This is a genomic window from Vibrio sp. 99-8-1 (assembly GCF_013114595.1).
In the GTDB taxonomy this organism is placed as follows: Bacteria; Pseudomonadota; Gammaproteobacteria; order Enterobacterales; family Vibrionaceae; genus Vibrio.
On record NZ_VTXE01000007.1, the window covers coordinates 89,094 to 111,014 of the forward strand.

The following is a 21,921-nucleotide window of genomic DNA, read 5'->3' on the forward strand; positions in this document are numbered from 1 at the left end:
TTTCTGTTTTATTATTCAATAGAAATTATCGAGTAGCGATGACTTCTATTTCTATCTGAGCATCGAGAGGAAGACGAGCGACTTCAACACAAGAGCGTGCTGGATATGGCGCGTTTCTTTGCTCGAAAAAACGTTGATAAGCGGCATTGATAACCGGGAAATCATTTAAGTCTTTCACAAACACAGTTGTTTTAACGATGTTGTGAATGTCTAACCCTGCTTCAAGCAGAATAGCAACGGCATTAGAGAGTGATTGAATAGTCTGGTTCTCAATGCCTTCTGCCATTAATCCTGTTTCAGAATTGATAGGCAACTGACCTGAAGTGATTACCATACTCCCTAAATCGACACCTTGAACATAAGGGCCAATCGCTGCTGGAGCGTGTTTTGTATTAATTGCAGTCATTGTTTAAACCTTGATTAACCTGCGTATGACGGTAAGTAACCGGCCATAGACATAAAGTGGAATAGTGCAGTACAAGTACCAAATGCGATAAGTGCATAAATCAATGCATTACCACCCGGTGTTTTAAAGTCATCAGCGATTTCAGCTTCACCGTTTGCTTTAGATTGTGCGCGTGATTTACGAACCAACAGAGCAGGGATGATACATGTCCATACTGTGGCTACTGCGCCGGCATAACCGATAGCGATAACAAATCCAAATGGGAACAGTAAAGAAAGTACAAGTGGTGGAATAAAGGTTACTGCCCACGCTTTAGTACGACCTTGACGGTTGTTCTCAAACTTGAAGAAATCAGCAAGGAAGTCAAATACACCCAAGCCTACACCAATAAATGATGACAAAATTGCTGCCATTGAGAACATGCTGATTGCGTTAGATACTTTGTCAGAGTCAATCACGTTGCTTAGTGCTGCAAGTAACGCATCAACGTCTCCACCTTTTTCGATAACAGGACCAAATTGATCGCGAGGTAAGTTACCGTATACAGATACAATCCATAGTGCATATAAGGTAAGTGCGATAAGCGTACCGTACATTAAAGCTTTGCTCGCTGTGCGCTCAGAGCCGTAGTAATCACGCATTGATGATACTGAGTGGTGGTAGCCAAAAGAAGCCAATGCAACAGAGAATAGGCCAAATACGTAAGGACTGTAAGAGCTAGTTGTGCTGCCTGTATCCAGTATCGTACCAATATCGACTTTGATTGCGAGTCCAGATACACCAAAGACAAAACTCAATGCCATAAAGGAGATTAGAACAACAGAAATACGGTCAACGGCTCTGGTGGAGTGCCATACTAATAATGAAAATACCAACACAAAAAGGATGGAAGCCAATTTGCTGTCAAGACCAAGTACATCTTGCAGAATAAGGCCAGAAGTTGTGATATAGGCATATAAAAGAATGCCACCAACAAAGTAAACCGCTAGGTTGTTAATAAAGTTAACTTTTTCACCGAGGAGATCTTTAGTTACCGTATCAAAGGAAACTTTAAAATCGTATTTTTTGAATGTCTCTAATAGCATCCAGCCTGACATGGTCATTAAAACCATAGTCAATAGAATAACGAGTAGAGTCCAGATGGTCCATGCGCCAGCACCTGCACTAGGTAAACCTAGCATGCCAGCACCCACACAGACACTCGCAATTATGCAAGAGCCACCAATAATCGAAGGTTCTTTTTTCATGTTAAACGCCCTATAAAACTAAAAAAAGGGGGAGCAAAATACTCCCCAAAATCGAGTAAGTTATTAAACTTCTTCTAAACGAGCAGTGAAGTGACGAAGTACTGCTGGCTCATAAGTTAAACGCAAGCCTTTCACTGTATGTGCATTTTCAAGAACATCTTTAAATGCATCAACAATGTAATCACAGTGTGATTTAGTGATAGTCATACGTGGAACAGTCAAGCGTAGTAGTTCCATCGGCGCTTCAATTTGCTTGCCGTCGCGGTCACGACCTAATAGAAGTGAACCAATTTCTACAGCACGGATACCACCTAGTTCATACAACTTACAAGCAAGTGCGTGTGCAGGGAATTGATCGCCTGGAATGTGTGGAAGAAGACGACCAGCATCAACGAATACTGCGTGTCCACCAGCCGTTTGACAAGGAACACCAATTTTTTCTAACTCGTTGGCTAGGTAAGCAATTTGGCTAATACGGTAAGCAAGGTAATCTTGATCTTGACCGTCGTATAGGCCGCGTGCCAATTCTTCAATCGCCTGACCAGAAAGACCACCGTAAGTTGGGAAACCTTCCATAGGAACACAACGAGAACGACACTCAGTGAACTCGTCTAGGTAAGTGTCATCTTTAACACATAGCAGACCACCGATACGAACCATGGCATCTTTCTTCGCAGACATCGCTAGCATATCAGCGTATTGATACATTTCTTTTACGATTTCGCCGATAGACTTGTCTTGGTAACCTTCTTCACGTTGTTGGATGAAGTAAGCATTTTCGCAGAAACGAGCAGAGTCCATAATAACTGGAATCTCAAAACGTTGAGCTACTTCATATACCGCTTTTAGGTTTGCCATTGAAACAGGTTGGCCGCCCGCTGAATTGTTAGTGATGGTAGAGATAATGGTATAAACGTTTTGTGGACCTTTTTCTTCGATAGTTGCCACAAGCTTATCAATATCAAAGTTACCTTTAAATGGGTGGTAAGTACCTGTATCCATACACTCGTCGATAACAACATTCACGGCTACAGCACCGTTGATTTGAGTATGACCTTGAGTGGTATCGAAGTGCCAGTTAGAGATAGATACTGGCTCTGTCATGCCTTTTTCACGCTTACGTTTTTCAATTAGCGTTGGGATGATTAGCTGTTCAGCACCACGACCTTGGTGAGTAGGGATAGTGTGCTTATAACCAAAGATATCTTCTACAGCAGCAGACAATTTGTAGTATGACTTAGAACCAGCATAAGCTTCGTCCCCTAGCATACCAGCTGCAAGCATTGTGTTAGTAATCGCACCAGTACCTGAGTCGGTTAATAGGTCAATAAATACATCTTCTGATCTTAGTGCGAATGGGTTCATGCCAGATTCTTTGATCGCTTCCTGACGCTCTTCTAGTGTTTTAAGAACAATTGGTTCAACAACGCGGATACGGAATGGTTCTGGAAGATGTTTAATATTACTCATGATATTACCCTTAATTTAATTGTATGTATAAAGTGAAGTTAAATAAATTTTAATTATATTAACAATCACTTTTTTAATATGTTTCTAAACGAATTTTTTACTGTTTTATCTAAGTTAAATAATTTTTAGGCGTAACAACTCGCGCTAATTAATTAAATAACGTAAATAAAGGATTTGATTGTATGGCTTTAATAGCCCGATGTTATCGTCGCGACGTTATCGGGAAGTAGTCCGAGATTTTTCCATCTTCGTTGTACCAAGTTTTACCTCGATACAATGAAATAGATTGCCATTTAAGATACATGTTCACACTGTAGACCTATATGAAAATCAATGGGTTAAATTCACATAACTAGTTGTTCTTAAAGAGTTTTCTTTAAGTTTCTAGTTTAGTGGTGGATAAATTATACTTAACAGGAATAACGCCAAATACAAAAGTACTTGATGTTTAGTAGAACGAAGGAAGGTCGAAAGATAATCTGTGATCAACGTTATACCACGCTAACAAAGTTAGCAGCGCGTATGATTGCCATCTGAGGTACAAATTCATATTGTAAATCCTATTTTAAAGCAACGTTATCAAAGAATGGTCAGAGTATCCTATAGTGGAAAAAATAAAACTATGCTAGTTGTCAATAAATGTGATCGAATTAAATAATTAATCTTAATAATTAAGTTTATTTCGAGGTATATCTCAATTATTTTGTATTTTATGGTGTTATTGATGCATTGAACTGATGACGGGTAACTTGGTTTCGGCCATTTTCTTTAGATTGATAAAGCGCTTTGTCCGCTGCATCCACTATGACGTTAAAGTCGCCATTTTGTTGAGGGATCATGGTACAAAAACCGATACTAATAGAAACAACGTTAGAAACTTGCGAATCTTCATGAGGGATCTGCAAGTCGAGAACCGCGAGTCGACACTTTTCTGCAATGGATTCAGCATTGGTTGTATCAGGAAGAATAAGTGCAAACTCTTCTCCGCCATATCTGGCAACCAAATCTGATGGACGACTAACCACTCTTTTTAATCTCTTGGCGACACGTTTCAGGCAGAGATCCCCTTCAGGGTGACCATATTTATCGTTGTAAGGTTTAAAATAGTCAATATCAATAAGGATAAATGAAAGCGCAGTTTTATTGCGATAAGCTAACTGCCACTCTTTCTCCAGTACCCTATTCATATAGCCTCGGTTTGAAATTCCGGTAAGGCCGTCAGTTCTCGATATTAATGCCAGTTTTTCATTTGCTTCAGTAAGCTCTTGAGTCTGCTCTGCCACAAGACGTTTAATCGTGCTGGTTCGGTTAGTGAGAATATAGATATACAGTGCGATAGTGACGGAAAAGAGGCAGCCTAAAACAGCAATGACTATCGGCAGTGATGTTATTCTGGTGGTCATATAGCTGGTGGTTGGTGTGGCAAGAATACTCCACGTTCTTCCCCATATGTCTGGTAACACCTTTTTATAGTCCAAGCCGTGGTACGCTTCTTCGTTGGATCTTGATAGATGTTGAAAAAGCACCTCGGATTGTTCAGGTTCACTCTCATCTACCAACGTCATATTAATACCTAGTGGTGTATCCGTTAGAGAGGAACTATTAAATATGTCTCTAATTCTGTATACACCTAATACAAACCCTTTTAAGTTATTTTGTCGGTTTTTCTTAGTGATAGAGACTTCTTTATATACGGGCAAAAACGCCAAAAAGGCTTTTTGTTTGTCGACTGATTGTACTAAGGAAATAGAAGCTGTGGCCATTGGTGAGCCAGAGTCACGAGACTCTTCTAACGCCGCTAGGCGTGTTTTACTGGATGCTAAATCGTAACCAATAGCCGCTTCATTGCCGACAATAGGCTCGATAAAATAGACGGGGTAGTGTACATCACGCTGTTTAGCGGTAACCATCTCTCCTTGCGTGCGTACTTCTATGAATTCAAAACCGGGAAAATCTTTCTGCTGTGCTTGCTCGTACTTTGCTCGCATGGGAGCTTTGACGATAGGGATCCACTCTAACGCTTGTATGTCGTCGTGTCGGGCAAGAATTCGTTTTGCTTCTATGCTGAACTCAGATTTTAATGGGGTTTTATCTTGGTTAAAGAGAATAGATAAAGCTCTCAAGGCTTCAAAGTTAACCACGACAGCACGGTAAAGGGACGCAACTCTAACGTCGACATCATGACGAAATTCATTCATAACCGAACTGCGTTCTGAACGATACACAGACCAACTGCTAAATGCAGAAAGGATGAGACCAAATACTATCACTATTAAAGGAATGATAAGCGTTCGTTTAAATATACCAGTCATTAACAACAGCAAACCTTGCAGTAATTTATCTTAACGACAACATTGTCGTGCAATTAGTAGTTTAGAACCTTGTATGGATAAATGACTAGTTTTTTAGAAAAAAAAGCACAAAAATCAATGCGTTTTGTGCTTTCTATTCATTTTTTGCTTATCTATTGAGCAGTTAAAAGCGGTTAGCAATTCATACTATGGAAAAAATGAATTCACCTTAGCTGGTAGCCAGCTCAATAAAGAGTTGAACACCAATAAGCATGGCATCATCGTCAATGTAGTAAGGATTGCTGTGCAAGTAATTGTTAATGCCTTTTTTACTATTGCCTACACCTAAAAAGAACATCGCGCCATTTTTATTTTTGCAGGCGTTAATCATTTCACTGAAATCTTCACTTCCTGTCATGGGTTGGCATTGTTCATTAATGTAATCCGTTGGTACGGTACTTTCCGCTGCACGTAGTACTCGTTGATAAGCTTTTTTATGGTTGATAACAGCGGGATAACCCGCGACCGCAGAGGTTGTGGTAAATCCTCGTTGATTACTCTCTTCTATCAGCTTCTGAAACTGTTTTTTAAGGTGTAAATCTGTTTCGCTGTCCATAGCTCGAATTGTTCCGCGGGCAAAAACATAATCTGGAATAGCATTGGCGACCGTTCCGCCATTAAATAGGCCACAGCCAAAAACCGCAGGCTTAAATGGACTCACCGTCTTTGCTATCAGGTAATCCATCTCGGTGACGATGCGCATGCCTTCCCTTACCGCATCTAACCCCAAATGTGGGGTAGAGCCGTGGGACGATTTACCATGAACTTCTAATGTCCACGCTGAGCCATAAGAAGACATGATGCCGTTGTTAATGTAAATTCGGCCCCAGTCTAACGAGGCATCGTTGTGCAGTGCGTATACTTCATCCACGCCTTCCATACACCCCAGCTCTACCATTTTATAAGCACCGGGAACGCGGATGTCTTCCTCTGCCATCTGGAAGATAAAACGAACATTATACTTTAGCTCTTTTTTGTTTTCGGCCAGATAACAAGCGGTCGTTATGGCGATGGCCATATGGCTATCATGGCCGCAGTTATGAGCTCTTCCTGAATGAATGGAGGTGTGATCATTATCAGTATGGTCAGGCATATCAAGCCCATCCATATCGGCACGAAAGGCGATACGATCAAAGCTGTCATCGATAGTTAAATCGACATAAAAACCGGTGTAATCTGCAAACTCAACAATGTCATAGCCTGCTTTTCTCAGCTCTTCTTTGCAATAAGCGGAGGTTTTATATTCTTCGCCGGATAGCTCTGGAATTCGATGAAGATGATGTCGTACAGAAGTACAATAGTCTCTTAAATTCATTAAGTTATTCTCAATATTGAAGTTGTGCATACAGTACCTATTAAAAAATCATCAATGACGGCATGATGGATTAATATAATTTAAATTGGCCGACAATCGCTTTTAACTGTCTATTTGCTGTGGTCAGGTTCACTGATTCAGCGGATGTTGCATCACCTGTCTCGGACAATTGATAAACTATCTCACGAATGGCGGTCACATTTTTAGTGATCTCTTGAGCAACAGAGCTCTGCTCTTCTGCAGCGGTGGCAATCTGAGTATTCAAGTCATTGATGTGTGTGACAGACTGAGTAATGGTTGCCAGCTCACTGGTGACCTGAGAGGTATTGTCGGTGGCTTTTTGACAGCTTGATTGAGTCGTGTTCATTGCCAATATGGCTGACTCAGAACCATTGCGTAAATTGGTTAATTTCGCTTCAATCTCTGCGGTGCTGGTTTGTGTCCTTGCCGCAAGTGCTCTGACTTCGTCAGCGACAACAGCAAATCCTCTTCCTTGCTCACCCGCTCTTGCGGCTTCAATGGCGGCGTTAAGAGCTAATAAGTTGGTTTGTTCTGCTATCTCTCCGATGATATTGAGAACATTGGCAATCTCAGCAATGTCTTTTCCTATTGCTTCAATACTTCCAGAGGTATTTTCAACATCATCGACCAGTTGAGAAACCGTATTGGAGGTGCTTGTTACTACATTGCTTGAGTTACGTACTTGCTCGTTGGTGTGATTGGTGTATTGAGACGCTTGAGAGGCGTTGTTGGCAACTTCATCAACCGTTGTACTCATCTCTTCAATGGCAACCACGATTTGATCCACTTCGGTGGTTTGCGTGGCTAGTATCTGGCTGTTTTTCTCTGTCTGCTCTCGTAATTGCTCCACGCTGGTAAAGATATAGTCGGAAGATTTTGAGACCTCCAGCATTAGCGTCTGCAAATTGTCGATGAAGGTATTGATATCTCGAGCGATAAAACCTAAGTCATCTTTGGTTGTTACCTCTAACCGTTGGGTGAGATCACCATTTCCGCCGGCGAGATCGGCCACGGTTCTTTTTAGGGCATAGATAGGACGGTATAGAATCGAAAGCAGAAAGAACACGGCCACGATACTCAGTACAACAAGAATGGATGATGTGAGTGCGGCTGAGAAGAGAGTATCGGAAAGTTGCGCAAAAACCACCTCTTTTTCTACATCAATAATTAAGTACCAGCTAGCGTTGCTGAACTGAATTTTTTTAACAAAGAACATAGATTCTTTGTCGTTAATGGTGTGCTCTCCAAACTCAACGTTATCTGAACGGTTGTTTTGCGAGGATAGGGCGGAATAGACTTTATTATACGCAGGGAGACGGTTTAGTTTCTCTCCGGCAGATATCTGTTCTGATGATGTTGCGAGTATGGTCGAGTCTTGGTTGATCAAGTAAGCTTGCGTACCCGGATATGATTTTGTTCTGGCGATTGTTTTGTCAATAATATCTAAGCCAATATCTGCGAGCATTACGCCATTATTGATGGGGCCAACAGCACTAATGGACAGTTTATTAGTGAGCTGAACCGTATAAGGGGCAGTGTACACAACGCCGTTGGCGTTTCGGCCTTGAGCATACCAAGGTAGGTCTTTTGGTTGGTATCCTTTTGGTGGTTGATTGTTCTGCCATCCGGGGAAATTAACCGACGCATAGGACTCACCCGTTTCAAAGGTGACTTGCAAATTGTCAACGCCACTTGTTTGAGCTCCTAGCTCCATATTTGTAATATTATGCTCGCCTACGTCGTAGCCTTTTTGATTATAAATTTGGATTACTTTTTCTATCGCGACGGTTTTATTTTGCATAAAACTCTTAATCGATTCCGATTCTCGCTCTATAAGTAAATGTGTACGTTGAATAGCGTTGTCTTTAATTTCCTTTTCTCTCTCCATATAAGAGACAAAACTGACCACGCTGACGGATATAGCCACTAACAGTGATACAGACACCATTAATGATACTTTAAAACCAAGTTTCATGGGTGTTCCTTTTTTAAATGACGGTAATGTGTTTTTTATTTATTAATTAATTTGAGTTAATGTTAATTATTTACTTGTTGATTGCTAAATGATCGAACGCTTTCTCTACTGATGTCGAAATCAATTGAGATATATTTGATTAAAAAATTGTTATTGCAGCACAGGTCGTTATATTTTCTCTATGCTGCAATTGGGCATGTTTTATTGCTTAATAAGTCCTATTCGAGATATCAACAACTTAATTTGACGGTACAATCTAACAATAGGTTTACGCCTTTATGAATATCCTCTTTATCTGTCTCTTCTTGAGGAACGTGACTACGTCCTCCAATACTAGGTACAAATATCATTGCGGTAGGAATGTGAGCGGCAAATATGGCCGCATCATGAAGCGCTCCACTGTGCATCACTTTATAACGATATCCTCTCTGTTCAACCTGGTTCTGAATAAGAGAAACAAGGTGATCATCCAGATGAATCGGATTAGAAAAGGCTTTGATCTGATAATCGATATCCAACCCTCGTTGCTCACCAATGTGATAAAGCTGCTCTTTGAGCGCCTGTTCGGCTTTATGCAATGAAGAGGCTTGGATATCTCTTACATCAAGAGACAGGGTTACTTTTCGAGGAATGACATTTGCCGCATTGGGGATGCAATCCAGTTTACCTACCGTTGCCACTAATGTTTTTGACAAGCTTTGATTGGCGTATGATTCGACGGTTTGGATATATTGTGCAGCTCCGGTTAACGCGTCAAATCTTAACGGCATAGGAATGGCCCCAGCATGGTTGGAAACTCCATGGAATGTCATGTCGCAGTTGTAGCTTCCTGCAATACAGTTGACGACACCGATACTGGTATTTTCTTGCTCTAACACCACCCCTTGTTCGATATGCAGCTCTAGCATGGCGAGATATTGAGATGGATCTAAGCGGGTGTCGTTTAGGCTTGTTGGGTCTAAGCCATAGGCCGTCAGTACTTCTGCATAACTGCGGCCATCTCGGTCAGTCAACGCTAATAGCGTGTCACTGTCCACTTCACCCATTATTAATTTTGAACCGGCCAATGGGCAGCGAAAGTTGATACCTTCTTCTTCAGCAAAACAGGCAATTTCTATGCTGTTTACAATGCTAAGCTGCTGCTCTTTCATGGTTTGTACCACTTCTAGCCCAGCGATGACGCCAAGAATTCCATCGAGATAACCGCCGTTGACGACGGTATCTAGGTGGCTGCCAATGAGAATCTTTTTACTGTCAGGAGAGGAGCCGTACCATGTGGCAAAAATATTACCAATAGCATCCACTCTTGTCTCCAGACCTAGCTGCTGACATTGAGAAATAAAATAGTCGCAAGCTTGTTTGTATTGCTCTGTGTAAGTGAGGCGCGTAACGCCTTCACCGTGAGTTGCGCTTATCTTCTTTAAGTGGCTAAGGTGTGTTTCTAGCCTATCTATATTTATTTCCATTACAATGTTACTCACTGTTGTTGTTACTCACTGTCGTTGTTAATTTTGTTCTATTTACTCTAACCAAGATTTCTACACATATATTATTTGTTACTTTTTCTCCTGCTCTAGCACTGGGATTTTAGAGCAGAGAAGCCAGTTGCAATAAAGCAACTGGCTATTGGTCAATCAATTCATGTTTGGCAATTTATCATGCTTGATTTGACACCTTAACTGCGGCGGATTGTCCACCCATCATAATGTAATAGATGATACCGCCTAAACCTGCACCAATAACCCAACCGAATCCGGCTAGCGCACTTAATGCTGGCACCCAAACAGTACCAATGGCGAAGACTGCAGCAATGATAATGGAATGAATGGCTTTCTTGTTCCAACCATTGTTGTAGTAGTACTCACCATCAGGGTCAGAAGAGAATAGGTCTTGAATGTTCAAGTCTTCTTTCTTCAGGATGTAGTAGTCAACCATCATTACACCGTACACTGGAGCTAAGATAGCACCTAAGGTATTAACAAACCCTGCAATACCTATTTGGCTAATCAGAGATACCCAAAGCGCACCAATGAAAAATGAGATGATAGCGGTAATGATGCCACCCATTTTAAAGTTGATTTTGCTAGGCATAAGGTTAGCAAGGCCATAAGCAGACGGGATAAAGTTAGCCACCATATTGATGCCGATTGTGGCAGCAAAGAAGCAAGTCGCAGCAATGATGGTTAGGTAAATATTGTCTACGCGCTCAATGATTTCTGCTGGGTTAGTGAGTTTCTCACCAAATACCACTACCGTACCTGCGGTAACAAACAACGCGATGAAAGAGAAGAGAGCCACGTTGCCAGGCAGTCCCCACCAGTTTCCTTTCTTCAACTGGCCTTCATCTTTAACAAAACGAGAGAAATCACCAAAGTTAATAACTACGGCTGCGAAGTAGGCGATCATGGTTCCCATTACGCCGAAGAATGCAGCGATTGGGCCCGCTTCATAATCACCGGTGCCTTGGAAAATGCTGCTTACAGCTGGCAACATTTTGTCACCTGCTTTAAACCAGATCATCACCATTAGTGCGATCATAACCGCGTAGACAAATGGGCCAGCCCAGTTTAAGAATTTAGTTATCCAATCAATACCGCGCATAAACATGGCTAATTGGAACAACCAAACAGCGACATACGAGAACCAGCTTACTCCGGACATACCTAAATAAGTGGTGGTGGTGTCGAAGGTAAATAAACTGCTGAGTAAAAGAGTGACTGCGGTCGATGCAAAATAGGTTTGAACACCGTACCAGAACATTGCGACAACACCACGAGTCATAGCCGGTAGATTAGCGCCTTTAACACCCATGCTGACGCGAGCCAGTACTGGGCTTGGAACACCGTATTTAATACTCGGTTTACCTGCTAAGTTACATAAAAACATAATAACGATCGCGGCTAGGATGATGGCTGCCATTACCGCCCATCCATTAAGCCCGTATGAGATAAACAGAGAGGCTGCCAGCGTATAACCGAACAGGCTCTGGACATCATTGGCCCATACGTTAAAAATTTCAAATGAACCCCAGTTTCTATCTTTAGGCTCTAATGGTGCTAAGTCTTCGTTATAGAGTCCGGGATCGCACTTTTTAATGTCAAAATCTTGGTTAGAGGACATGTTGTGCTCCTTTATTATATATGTGTAGGTTTTGAGGTATGGGGCATATATTTGCCCCTATGCCTTTGTTATTTTTTTACTTTCAGAACGTAGGAAGAATAAGTCGTCCATACCCAGCATCGACGAGTATTTCTCCCTCTCTATAGACGGGGTTGCCCCGCACTATGCTTGTGTTTACTTGGCCGGTAAATTGCTTACCTTCCCATGGCGTCAGGCTGCTTTTTTGCATGCCCAGCGATTTTGCACCTTCGTATGTCCAAGTTTTCTTTGGATCAGCGAGTACAATGTCAGCATCAGCTCCGACGCGTAAGCTACCTTTACAATGGCTAAGACCAAAACGTTTAGCAGGTGCGTAGCACAGTAAGTTGGCAATCATTTCTGGTGACATGCCGCGCTTATTTAGTCCGGCATCTAACATCACGGGAAACATCAATTCTATTCCTGGTAAACCCGGAGGCACTTTCCATATATCTCCGTCGTGTTTTAGTCTGTCGTCATCGGTGTAAGGGCAATGATCGGAACCGATCATATTGATTTCACCTTTAAACAACATGTCCCACAAAATGTCTTGATTCGCTTTTTCACGAATAGGTGGGTTACATTTTGCAAATACTCCCCAATGATCCAGATCGCCATCATCAAGAACAAGATAGCTAGGGCAGGTCTCTACCGTCATAGACACGCCACGATTTCTCGCTGCTCGGATGGTTTCCCGCGCTTGGCCGCTAGATAGATGGCAGATATGAATATCGCATCCGGTTGCTTCACTAAATAAGGCAATACGTGAAATAGCTTCGATCTCAGCGATATCAGGTCGTGACTGTAAATGCGCTAAGCCACCGGTGATACCCTCTTTTTCCATTTGTGCAGCGGTAAAATCAATAATGCTGGCATTCTCAGCATGGAATCCGATGAATCGGCCTTGCTTTTGAATCGCTTTCATTGATTCTAGTAAGTGGTAGTCAGTCAACTTAGGGGCATCAGGGTCGGTAGACAAAAATGTTTTAAATGCCACACTGCCACATTCAATGAGCTCTTCTAATCGGTGCAGTTCATTAGATGGCAATAAACCCCATAGTGCGTAATCGGTAACAACTTGTGGATTTGCCGTATTTACTTTTAGATCAAACGCTTCTTTAGAGGTGACCAATGGATCACTTAATGGCATTTCAACGGTGGTAGTAATACCACCGGCTGCGGCTTGTCGTGTACCGCTACCAAAGTTCTCTCTAACATTGCCAGCACCAGGCTCTTTAAAATGGACGTGAGGATCAACGCCTCCCGGAAAAACCAATTGGTGAGACGCATCAATGGTCTCTTGGCTAGGTAGTACGACATCAGGTGTGGTAATCGCGGCTATTTTTCCGTCTTTAACGGCGATATTTCCTTCTACTGCACCAGTATTCAATACTAATGTGCCACCGGATATCACTAGATCCATTTCAGTGCTGTTATTAATCATAATATTAATCCCTATTCGGAATGTATAATGGTTTAATCAGTGTGAATTTTAACTACTTTAATTATAGACACACTTTATAAAACTAATTGCATTATAATAATGCTGTAATTGGCTGATACCGTATAGTAACAAGTAAAAAACAATATAGTGAGATCAGCTTCAAATTAAATATAACAATATAAATTTATTTATTTGTTTGTTAATTCGGTCATATATTCTGTATTTATAAATATATGGACGAATTAATCCTCCCCTTAATAAATATAAAGTTATATTTGTTAAAGGTTGAGGTTAATTAATGGGGTTAATTTGTTAAACCCCATTATTGCAATTAATACATAAATGGATTGTTTAGAAAATCCATTTGTTAATTAATATTTATCTTGCAAAATATTAATCATAGAAATAATTAAATTAATAATATTAATCTCTAATTGAATGATTAGATAAATGCTCTAATGCTTTCACCATTGCAGAGTGATCCCAGTTGCTGCCACCTAAAGCTGCACAAGTGTTGTATAATTCTTGTGCTGTCGCGGTGTTTGGCAAGTTAAGTTGCAATGCACGCGCTCCTTCAAGTGCCAAGTTCAGGTCTTTTTGATGCAATGAAATACGGAAGCCAGGCTCAAACGTCCCTTTAACCATACGCTCGCCGTGAACTTCTAATATCTTAGAAGAGGCGAATCCTCCCATCAGTGCTTGACGAATTTTGGCTGGATCTGCACCGGCTTTGGATGCAAATAACAAGGCTTCTGACACGGCTTCAATATTCAGTGCTACGATGATCTGGTTTGCTACTTTACAGGTTTGGCCATCTCCGTTCCCGCCTACCAAAGTGATATTTTGTCCCATTACATTAAATAGCGGCTGTGCTTTAGCAAAAACCTCTTCACGACCACCGACCATAATGGATAGGCTGCCAGCTTTAGCACCAACTTCACCACCAGATACCGGTGCATCAAGATACCAAGCGCCTTTTTCTTCTACTTTTGCGGCAAACTTCTTCGTTTCGATAGGAGAAATTGAGCTCATATCAATAACGATTTTGTCGTTAGAAAGCCCATGAATGAGGCCATTGTCACTGAACAACACATCGTTTACGTGCGGTGTATCTGGCACCATGATGATGATGATTTCACACGCTTCGGCTACAGCCGCAGGTGTTGGGAAAGAGAAGCCATTGTCGCCAAGAAGCTCAGCAGGAGCAGATTCGTAATGCTCTGAAAAATATAAGGAGTAACCTGCATCTTGCAGATTCTTTGCCATAGGCTTTCCCATTATTCCAGTACCAATAAAACCGATATTCGCCATCTTTATACTCCTAATAATTAAACAAGATTGTGGTCTTTCAACCAACCTAAGCCTGCTTCTGTACCAGCCGCAGGAACGTACTCACACCCAATCCAACCTTGATAACCGATAGAATCGAGATGCTTAAATAAAAATCCGTAGTTTATTTCGCCTGTGCCTGGTTCATGTCGGCCTGGATTGTCAGCGAGCTGAACATGGCCAATAGAAGAGAGGTTTGTCTCTACAGTACGCGCAATATCACCTTCCATAATTTGCATGTGGTAGATGTCGTACTGGTAGCTCAAATTGTCGCTGTTAACTTGGTCTAAAATAGCCAGTACTTGTTTGGTGTTTGATACAAAAAAGTTTGGAATATCTCGAGTGTTGATGGATTCCATAACCAGTTTGATGCCTGCTTGTTGCAGTTTTGATGCAGCAAACGATAAGTTTTCTACCAAGGTTTTATGGGCAAGATCGTGTTCAACTGAGTCTGGTTTTATACCCGCTAAACAGTTCACTTGGTTACATTTTAGAACTTTGGCGTATTCGATCGCTTTGTCTACGCCTGCACGAAACTCTTCGACTCTGTCTGGATGGCATGCGATACCACGTTCGCCTTTAGACCAATCTCCAGCGGGAAGATTAAAAAGTACTTGGGTTAAATCATTTGATGCTAATTTCTCTGCGATTTCTTGTGCAGAAAAATCATAAGGAAATAGGTACTCCACGCCGCGGAATCCAGCGGCGGAGGCAGCTTCAAAGCGAGCCATAAAATCCAGTTCAGTAAAGAGCATGGATAGATTAGCAGCAACTCTTGGCATAATAACTCCTAAGATATTTTGTGGCTCTTTCGAGCCACATTGTCGAAATTAAAAAGGATTAATTATCAAGTAACGTTTATTACTTAACGTTTACGATCTCTTCGAACTCAACCACTTTATCGATATCGGGCCCCATGGCGATGTTGGTGACTCGTTCTGTAATCACTTCTACTACCACAGGAACTCGGTGGTAATGTGCCATCTGCTTAGCCTGCTCTAATGCTGGACCAATCTCTTCAGGTTCTGTCACGCGAATCGCTTTACAGCCTAGTCCTTCAACAACTGAGACGTGGTCAACGCCGTAGCCGTTAAGGTCTGGAGCATTAATGTTTTCGAAAGACAATTGCACACAGTAGTCGATATCAAAGCCGCGTTGAGCTTGTCGAATTAATCCTAAATAAGCGTTGTTGATTAATACGTGTACGTAAGGAAGTTTAAATTGCGCTCCCACAGCAAGCTCTTCAACTAAGAACTGGAAGTCGTAGTCACCAGAAATGGCGACAACAGGCTTACTTGGATCTGCTTTTACCACCCCAAGTGCTGCTGGCATGGTCCAACCTAGTGGCCCAGCTTGGCACGCGTTGATCCAGTGGCGAGGGTGATGAACGTGTAAGAATTGGTTAGCCGCAATTTGAGCCAAACCAATGGTTGAAACATAACGAGTTTCAGGACCAAATGCTTTGTTCATCTCATGGTAGATACGTTGTGGTTTGATTGGTTTGTCATCAAAGTCATCACGACGCAGCATGGTACGTTTACGTTCAATGCAGTCCGCTGTCCATTTGCTGCGATCTTTAAGTTCTCCACGTTGAGCCATCTCTTCTGCGACTTCGATAAATAGCTTCAAAGCTTGACCCGCATCAGACGCAATACCAAGATCAGGACCAAATACGCGTCCTATCTGTGTTGGCTCGATATCAACGTGAATGAACTTACGACCTTTGGTATAGGTTTTAAGGTCACCAGTGTGGCGGTTTGCCCAGCGGTTACCAATACCAAACACAAAGTCAGACTCTAGATAGGTTGCGTTGCCACAACGGTGGTTTGCTTGCATGCCCATACGTCCAACCATAAGCTCATGCTCATCGGACAAGGTGCCCCAACCGCGCAGGGTTTGAATAACAGGGACGCCTGTAATTTCAGCAAATTTTTGTAACAGTTCAGACGCACCGGCGTTAATAATGCCACCACCAGCCACCAGCAGCGGTTTGTCTGCTTCATTTAACATTGCAAGAGCGCGTTCTGCTTGTGCGCGTGTTGCGACAGGCTTGTGAGGAACCATTGGCTCATACAGGTCAATGTCAAATTCGATCTCTGTCATTTGCACATCAATTGGAAGATCGAGTAGTACCGGACCTGGTCGGCCAGAACGCATTTCAAAAAATGCTTTTTGGAACGTCCCCGGAAGTTGAGCGGCTTCTAAGATAGTCACCGCCATCTTGGTCACAGGTTTAGCGATGCTCTCAATATCGACCGCTTGGAAATCTTCTTTTGCCAACTTCGCGACAGGCGCTTGACCTGTAATACATAGAATGGGAGTAGAATCCGCCGACGCTGAGTACAACGCTGTGATCATATCAGTACCGGCAGGGCCTGAAGTACCAATACATAAACCGATATTGCCATCTTTGGTGCGAGTATAACCCTCAGCCATATGAGACGCGCCTTCAACGTGACGAGCCAAAACATGGTCAATACCACCGAGTTTTTTCATCGCAGCATACATTGGATTGATTGCAGCACCTGGAACACCAAATGCGGTATCAATTCCTTCTTTTTTAAGGATTTGAACAGCTGCTTCTATTGCACGTATTTTTGTCATAATTTTTCCAGTCTTTTAAATTGTGATAAATCCGTTTATATGAATGGACCCGAATAACATTTCAGTTAAATTAATTGCGATTAAACCTAAATTACTATTTTTAATAGTTACTTCAGCGGCATTATTAATTAATGCCAAAGCTGAAAAATTAACTCGACATTTGTTTTTTCGTCGAAATACACCATATCGCAGTTATCTTTTCCGCCTTTGTGGTCAATAACTAATATGTAATCATCATCGGTTTTACTTAGTGTTCTTAATGGGCAATGCCACACACCAGTGTTATAGGTGATTCCTTGTCTGCCATTAGTAATAAATGCTTTCATGTTATCAATCTGAGGTTCATCAGAAGGGGGAGCAACAACAATAATTAATTTCTGTTGGTTTAAAGGAATCATAGATTGTTTGCCAAGTGGATGACGCTCTAACATTGGAACATTATTAGAATCGTGCAAAGGTATGATTTTAAATATACCAATATCAGTATCATCATCCACGGCATAGCCTGCTTGAGTAAAATCTCTATAGCGCTTAGCAGAACCATCATTTTTTATTTGGTAGTCATCATTTTCATTAATATCAAACTCAATGACTTGACCAAATTCAGAATAAGCTTCTTCAGTTAATGGTTCGATGGTAAGCACTTTGTGCATGGTTAATTCTCCACAAAAATAGATTAAAACAGGCTAATTTAAATATACCCAGTTACCTGGGTATAACAGTTACTGACGGAATCGCTGACAAACACTCCAATTTTTCATTAATAGGTAGTAAGTAATACCGGCAGGTAATAAACTTGCGTACCAAGAAATAGTTGGGAATGTAAATGCCACAACAACACCGGCAACTAGCGCGATAACGGCTGCTGGGTTTACACCTTTATAAGGGCCTTCATTGTCGTACAAGCTTGCCACGTTCAACTCTCTTTTTCTGATGATGTAGTAATCAACAGCCATGATGGCGAATATTGGACCAAGGAAAGCAGAATAAAACTGTACGAACATTTGCAAGCCAGCGGAAGACTCATCTTTTACCAGTTCCCAAGGGAAGGTAGCAAAAGCAAGTAGACCAACTAGAATGGTGGCTGTGCGGAACTTCATCTTAAAGACATCCATTAAGATATAAGTCGGTGGTACTACGTTATTAAGAACGTTAGTGGTGACCTGAGCAAAGGCAATAAAGGTCAAAGTAGTCACTAGAAGCGGTGTATTGTCTACCGCGCTGGAGAATACTTGGATAGGATCTGTTACCCCTGTTGCACCCGAAACCATCAAACCAATAAGCCCCATAAATATGGTACATGGCAAGATTGAGAAGGCGTAAATAGTGGTTAATATTCCTCGGCCAGTGCCTTTTTGTAACTCTCTGGAGTAGTCACTTACGTTCAGTATCATGGTGCTGTAAATACCTAGGAACAGCATTGTTGCTCCCCAAAATGGTACTCCCCAGCTTCCTTCGATATTAATTAGGTTGTCGGTTATCTCTGTTCCGTAGCGATCAACAACACTGTAGAACATATAAGTAAGTGCGACTAAAATAAAACCACTACCTATATTTTCTAACCATTTAATACCTTCAAAACCTAGTACTGATAATCCTATTTGGAAAAATTGAAATGCGATAAAGAAAAGTATTAAATTATCAAAACCAAATAAGGTGACCGAAACCGCATTTAAGGCACCTGCACCTATCCAGCTTTGAAAACCGTACCAAACAATAGCTGGTACAGCTCTTATAATACCGGGTAGTCGTGTGCCTGTAATACCAAATGCACTTCTGGTTTGAACAATAAAAGGAATACCATATTTATATCCAGCTGCACCGTTAATGCTTAATGCAATACCGATAACAAAACAGCCGATGGTGATTGCTAATATTGCTTGGATTAAATTTAATTCACCGACAATACTTGAGCCCATGGCAAAAGTACCGATTGAAACACATCCCCCAAACCATGCGAGGAAATAGGAAATACGTCCCATGATTCTTTTTTCTGTTGGTGCTAAAGAATCTTCTTTTTTACTTACGGATGTATCTTCTTGAACTACTTGATTAATTTCAGACTCTATCATTGTCAATCCTTATTTATACAATAATATAAAAATTCCGAACTTCTAATTAGTACTACTATGAAGAACACAAACAGCAATTGTTTGCTTGGTAATTAATAAAACTCGATTCCGTTCCCTCCTGAAATACGAGTCCCTGCTTTTCCTTTAATAATGTCAGACAGACAGTAAAGCGAACCAATGGCAGCTTCACCTAGTCCGGCATTAACAAATGCGCACACAGCGTCGATTTTTGGCCCCATAGAGCCCGCAGCAAATTCAATTTCAGCCAGTGCAGTAGGTGCTGCATTTTTCATTTCTCGTTGATTCTCTGTACCAAAATCTAGGTAAACAGAGTTGTCGGTCAGAATAATGAATAGGTCGGCTTTAATTTGTTCTGCAAGAAGCTCAGCAGTAAGGTCTTTATCGATAACGCACTCAACCCCTGTTGCTTTGCCATCTGAATCGACAGTCACTGGAACACCACCACCGCCACATGCGATAACAACGTTTTGCGCTGCTAACAGTGTTTCGATCTGTTTGGTTTCTAGGATGTCTTTTGGCATTGGAGACGGAACAACTTTGCGGTAGTAACTTCCATCAGCCTTAAAGGTTACGGATTTGTCTTCAGCCATTAGCTCTTCTGCGCGCTCTTTTGTGTAAACCGGGCCAACAAATTTTGTTGGGTTTTGGAATGCTTTATCTTCGCGACTGACTAATGTCTGAGTTAAAAGGGTTGCTACATTTAGCTCTGGTGTTGCGTTACGAAGCTCTTGTTGAAGCATGTAACCAACCATTCCACATGTTTCTGCACCCAACACATCCATTGGGTAAGGCGTGGTTTGAGGGGATACTTCGTTATAAGCTACGTTTTGTTCAATAAGTAGTCCTACTTGAGGACCGTTACCGTGCACAATGACCACTTCGTGATCGCTGGCAATAGCGGCAATGCTTTCTGCTGCTTTTCTGATGTTTTCACGTTGGTTCTCAGCGGTTAAAGCTTGACCACGTTGGAGTAGGGCATTGCCACCCAGAGCTAATACTATTCTCATGTTCTTCTACCTATAATTTTGGGTTGTTGTCTGCGGATAATCGTTCCCGCAGACAGCAGGGATAACATCAGGAACTCAGTTCTTGGTGTTGTCCTTTTTTGATTAATTGACCAAACCCGGCATCGTCGATTGCGTTTTCACCATCAAATACACAGCGGCCACGTACGAAGGTCATTTCTACTCGACCTTTTAGTTGTTTGCCTTGGTATGGATTGTTTTCACACTTCGCTTTTGCGTAAGAAGTTTGGTAGCTGTATGTCCACGACTTTTCTAAATCAACCAGTGCAAAGTCAGCATCTGCACCTATCGCTATGACGCCTTTTTGAGGGTAAAGGCCCATAAGCTTGGCTGGATTCGTCGCAAGTAATTTCGCCAATCTTGGCATTGAAAGACCACGTTTGTTGACCCCTTCGTCCAGCATCAACGGCACCATTAAATCCATTCCGCCAATACCTGGAGGCATTTTGAAAATGTCTTTACCGTGCTGAAGACGATCTTCATCGGTATAAGGAGTGTGATCAGTACCAATCATGTCGATTCGACCATCTAGAACCATTTCCCATAGCTTTGTCTGATTTTCAGGTGTACGCAGTGGTGGGTTACACTTGGCAAATCCGCCATGGGTATCGAGATCGTCGGTATCAAGTACTAAATAGTGAGGACAAGTTTCGATGGTCACTCGAACACCATCTTGTTTTGCGCGCTCTACCATTTGCCATGCTTTTGCGGTGCTTACGTGACAAATATGAATGCGAACGCCAGTCTCTTTAGCAAATAGCAAAACACGTTGAATCGCTTCAACTTCAGCAATTTCTGGTCTTGCGATATTGTGGGTCGCGCCGTTAAATGGACCGTGCTCGGAATAGTGTTTTTGAGCTTTGTCTACGATGTCGGCGTTTTCAGCGTGGATACCAACCAAACCATCAAACTGTTTGATCTGTTCCATCGCTTGCAATAGATCGTAATCTTCTACATGTGGATAGTCTGGGCTCGCGAACGGAGTAAAGCCTTTATAGGCGGTACAACCACACTCATGAAGTTCTTCGAAATTGCCCACCGAGTGTTTACATAGTGCTCCCCAAAGAGCGTAATCTACGATGGATTTTTTGCTGATGATCTGGTTTTTTGACGCAAATGTAGCGGTGTTGGTGACCGGTGGAACTGACAGAGGCATCTCTACAAGTGTTGTAACACCGCCAGCGGCGGCAGCTTGAGTACCAGTAAACCAATCTTCACGTTGTGGAAAATTAGTTGGCTCCCAAATGTGGGCATGAGGATCAACGGCGCCCGGCATGAGGTATTTACCCTGAGCATCGATTACGCTTGCTGCGTCAAACTCCATTTGTGCATCCGCAATAGCAACGATTTGTTCGTTTTTGACCGCAACTACAGCGTCGATAACACCATTTTCTAAAACTACTTTGGCATTCTTGATGACTAAATCGACTTGGTTCTTCATCTAACATCCTTAGCATTCGCTTTGCGAATAGACTTTATGAACGGTAGTGCTAATAAATAATT

The 21,921-nt window shown here is 41.9% G+C and carries 16 protein-coding genes; all 16 read right to left on the reverse strand.

Annotated elements, in window-relative coordinates:
- Positions 1-25 precede the first annotated feature (25 nt).
- Positions 26-406, reverse strand: coding sequence for a Rid family detoxifying hydrolase (locus tag F0227_RS05305; protein WP_171752140.1), 381 nt, complete (start codon positions 404-406; stop codon positions 26-28).
- Between the two features lie 14 nt (positions 407-420).
- Positions 421-1,653, reverse strand: coding sequence for an aromatic amino acid transporter (locus tag F0227_RS05310; RefSeq protein ID WP_171752141.1), 1,233 nt, complete (start codon positions 1,651-1,653; stop codon positions 421-423).
- 63 nt (positions 1,654-1,716) lie between these two features.
- The gene (locus F0227_RS05315; protein ID WP_171752142.1) at positions 1,717-3,123 is read right to left on the reverse strand and encodes a tryptophanase; all 1,407 of its coding nucleotides are present in this window, start codon (positions 3,121-3,123) and stop codon (positions 1,717-1,719) included.
- A gap of 710 nt (positions 3,124-3,833) precedes the next feature.
- Positions 3,834-5,435 carry a diguanylate cyclase gene (locus F0227_RS05330; protein ID WP_171752145.1) on the reverse strand — a complete coding sequence of 534 codons (1,602 nt, stop codon included), beginning with the start codon at positions 5,433-5,435 and terminating at the stop codon, positions 3,834-3,836.
- A 208-nt stretch (positions 5,436-5,643) separates the two neighbouring features.
- Complete coding sequence (locus F0227_RS05335) at positions 5,644-6,819, reverse strand: M20 family metallopeptidase (protein WP_171752146.1); 1,176 nt, start codon at positions 6,817-6,819, stop codon at positions 5,644-5,646.
- Between the two features lie 40 nt (positions 6,820-6,859).
- Positions 6,860-8,785, reverse strand: a complete 1,926-nt coding sequence (locus tag F0227_RS05340) for a methyl-accepting chemotaxis protein (RefSeq protein WP_171752147.1) — start codon at positions 8,783-8,785, stop codon at positions 6,860-6,862.
- A 230-nt stretch (positions 8,786-9,015) separates the two neighbouring features.
- Positions 9,016-10,251: a Zn-dependent hydrolase gene (locus F0227_RS05345; protein ID WP_171752148.1), complete on the reverse strand. Its 1,236-nt coding sequence runs from the start codon at positions 10,249-10,251 to the stop codon at positions 9,016-9,018.
- Positions 10,252-10,441: 190 nt separating this feature from the next.
- Complete coding sequence (locus F0227_RS05350) at positions 10,442-11,905, reverse strand: NCS1 family nucleobase:cation symporter-1 (RefSeq protein ID WP_171752149.1); 1,464 nt, start codon at positions 11,903-11,905, stop codon at positions 10,442-10,444.
- A gap of 82 nt (positions 11,906-11,987) precedes the next feature.
- Positions 11,988-13,367: an allantoinase AllB gene (gene allB / locus F0227_RS05355; protein ID WP_171752150.1), complete on the reverse strand. Its 1,380-nt coding sequence runs from the start codon at positions 13,365-13,367 to the stop codon at positions 11,988-11,990.
- Between the two features lie 423 nt (positions 13,368-13,790).
- Positions 13,791-14,678: a 2-hydroxy-3-oxopropionate reductase gene (gene glxR / locus F0227_RS05360; RefSeq protein ID WP_171752151.1), complete on the reverse strand. Its 888-nt coding sequence runs from the start codon at positions 14,676-14,678 to the stop codon at positions 13,791-13,793.
- A 17-nt stretch (positions 14,679-14,695) separates the two neighbouring features.
- Complete coding sequence (gene hyi, locus F0227_RS05365; protein WP_171752152.1) at positions 14,696-15,478, reverse strand: hydroxypyruvate isomerase; 783 nt, start codon at positions 15,476-15,478, stop codon at positions 14,696-14,698.
- Between the two features lie 79 nt (positions 15,479-15,557).
- Positions 15,558-17,300: a glyoxylate carboligase gene (gcl, locus tag F0227_RS05370; RefSeq protein WP_171752153.1), complete on the reverse strand. Its 1,743-nt coding sequence runs from the start codon at positions 17,298-17,300 to the stop codon at positions 15,558-15,560.
- 128 nt (positions 17,301-17,428) lie between these two features.
- Positions 17,429-17,953: an ureidoglycolate lyase gene (locus F0227_RS05375; protein ID WP_171752154.1), complete on the reverse strand. Its 525-nt coding sequence runs from the start codon at positions 17,951-17,953 to the stop codon at positions 17,429-17,431.
- A gap of 69 nt (positions 17,954-18,022) precedes the next feature.
- Positions 18,023-19,372, reverse strand: a complete 1,350-nt coding sequence (locus F0227_RS05380) for an NCS1 family transporter (protein WP_171752155.1) — start codon at positions 19,370-19,372, stop codon at positions 18,023-18,025.
- A gap of 92 nt (positions 19,373-19,464) precedes the next feature.
- Positions 19,465-20,400, reverse strand: coding sequence for a carbamate kinase (gene arcC, locus F0227_RS05385; RefSeq protein WP_171752156.1), 936 nt, complete (start codon positions 20,398-20,400; stop codon positions 19,465-19,467).
- Positions 20,401-20,467: 67 nt separating this feature from the next.
- Positions 20,468-21,859: an allantoinase AllB gene (gene allB / locus F0227_RS05390; protein WP_171752157.1), complete on the reverse strand. Its 1,392-nt coding sequence runs from the start codon at positions 21,857-21,859 to the stop codon at positions 20,468-20,470.
- Positions 21,860-21,921: the final 62 nt, after the last annotated feature.

What these genes read in the sequence shown, in the direction of transcription:
- F0227_RS05305 (WP_171752140.1), bottom strand. Translation starts at nt 406, where the DNA reads ATGACTGCAATTAATACAAAACACGCTCCAGCAGCGATTGGCCCTTAT.
- F0227_RS05310 (WP_171752141.1), bottom strand. Translation starts at nt 1,653, where the DNA reads ATGAAAAAAGAACCTTCGATTATTGGTGGCTCTTGCATAATTGCGAGT.
- F0227_RS05315 (WP_171752142.1), bottom strand. Translation starts at nt 3,123, where the DNA reads ATGAGTAATATTAAACATCTTCCAGAACCATTCCGTATCCGCGTTGTT.
- F0227_RS05330 (WP_171752145.1), bottom strand. Translation starts at nt 5,435, where the DNA reads ATGACTGGTATATTTAAACGAACGCTTATCATTCCTTTAATAGTGATA.
- F0227_RS05335 (WP_171752146.1), bottom strand. Translation starts at nt 6,819, where the DNA reads ATGCACAACTTCAATATTGAGAATAACTTAATGAATTTAAGAGACTAT.
- F0227_RS05340 (WP_171752147.1), bottom strand. Translation starts at nt 8,785, where the DNA reads ATGAAACTTGGTTTTAAAGTATCATTAATGGTGTCTGTATCACTGTTA.
- F0227_RS05345 (WP_171752148.1), bottom strand. Translation starts at nt 10,251, where the DNA reads ATGGAAATAAATATAGATAGGCTAGAAACACACCTTAGCCACTTAAAG.
- F0227_RS05350 (WP_171752149.1), bottom strand. Translation starts at nt 11,905, where the DNA reads ATGTCCTCTAACCAAGATTTTGACATTAAAAAGTGCGATCCCGGACTC.
- allB (WP_171752150.1), bottom strand. Translation starts at nt 13,367, where the DNA reads ATGATTAATAACAGCACTGAAATGGATCTAGTGATATCCGGTGGCACA.
- glxR (WP_171752151.1), bottom strand. Translation starts at nt 14,678, where the DNA reads ATGGCGAATATCGGTTTTATTGGTACTGGAATAATGGGAAAGCCTATG.
- hyi (WP_171752152.1), bottom strand. Translation starts at nt 15,478, where the DNA reads ATGCCAAGAGTTGCTGCTAATCTATCCATGCTCTTTACTGAACTGGAT.
- gcl (WP_171752153.1), bottom strand. Translation starts at nt 17,300, where the DNA reads ATGACAAAAATACGTGCAATAGAAGCAGCTGTTCAAATCCTTAAAAAA.
- F0227_RS05375 (WP_171752154.1), bottom strand. Translation starts at nt 17,953, where the DNA reads ATGCACAAAGTGCTTACCATCGAACCATTAACTGAAGAAGCTTATTCT.
- F0227_RS05380 (WP_171752155.1), bottom strand. Translation starts at nt 19,372, where the DNA reads ATGATAGAGTCTGAAATTAATCAAGTAGTTCAAGAAGATACATCCGTA.
- arcC (WP_171752156.1), bottom strand. Translation starts at nt 20,400, where the DNA reads ATGAGAATAGTATTAGCTCTGGGTGGCAATGCCCTACTCCAACGTGGT.
- allB (WP_171752157.1), bottom strand. Translation starts at nt 21,859, where the DNA reads ATGAAGAACCAAGTCGATTTAGTCATCAAGAATGCCAAAGTAGTTTTA.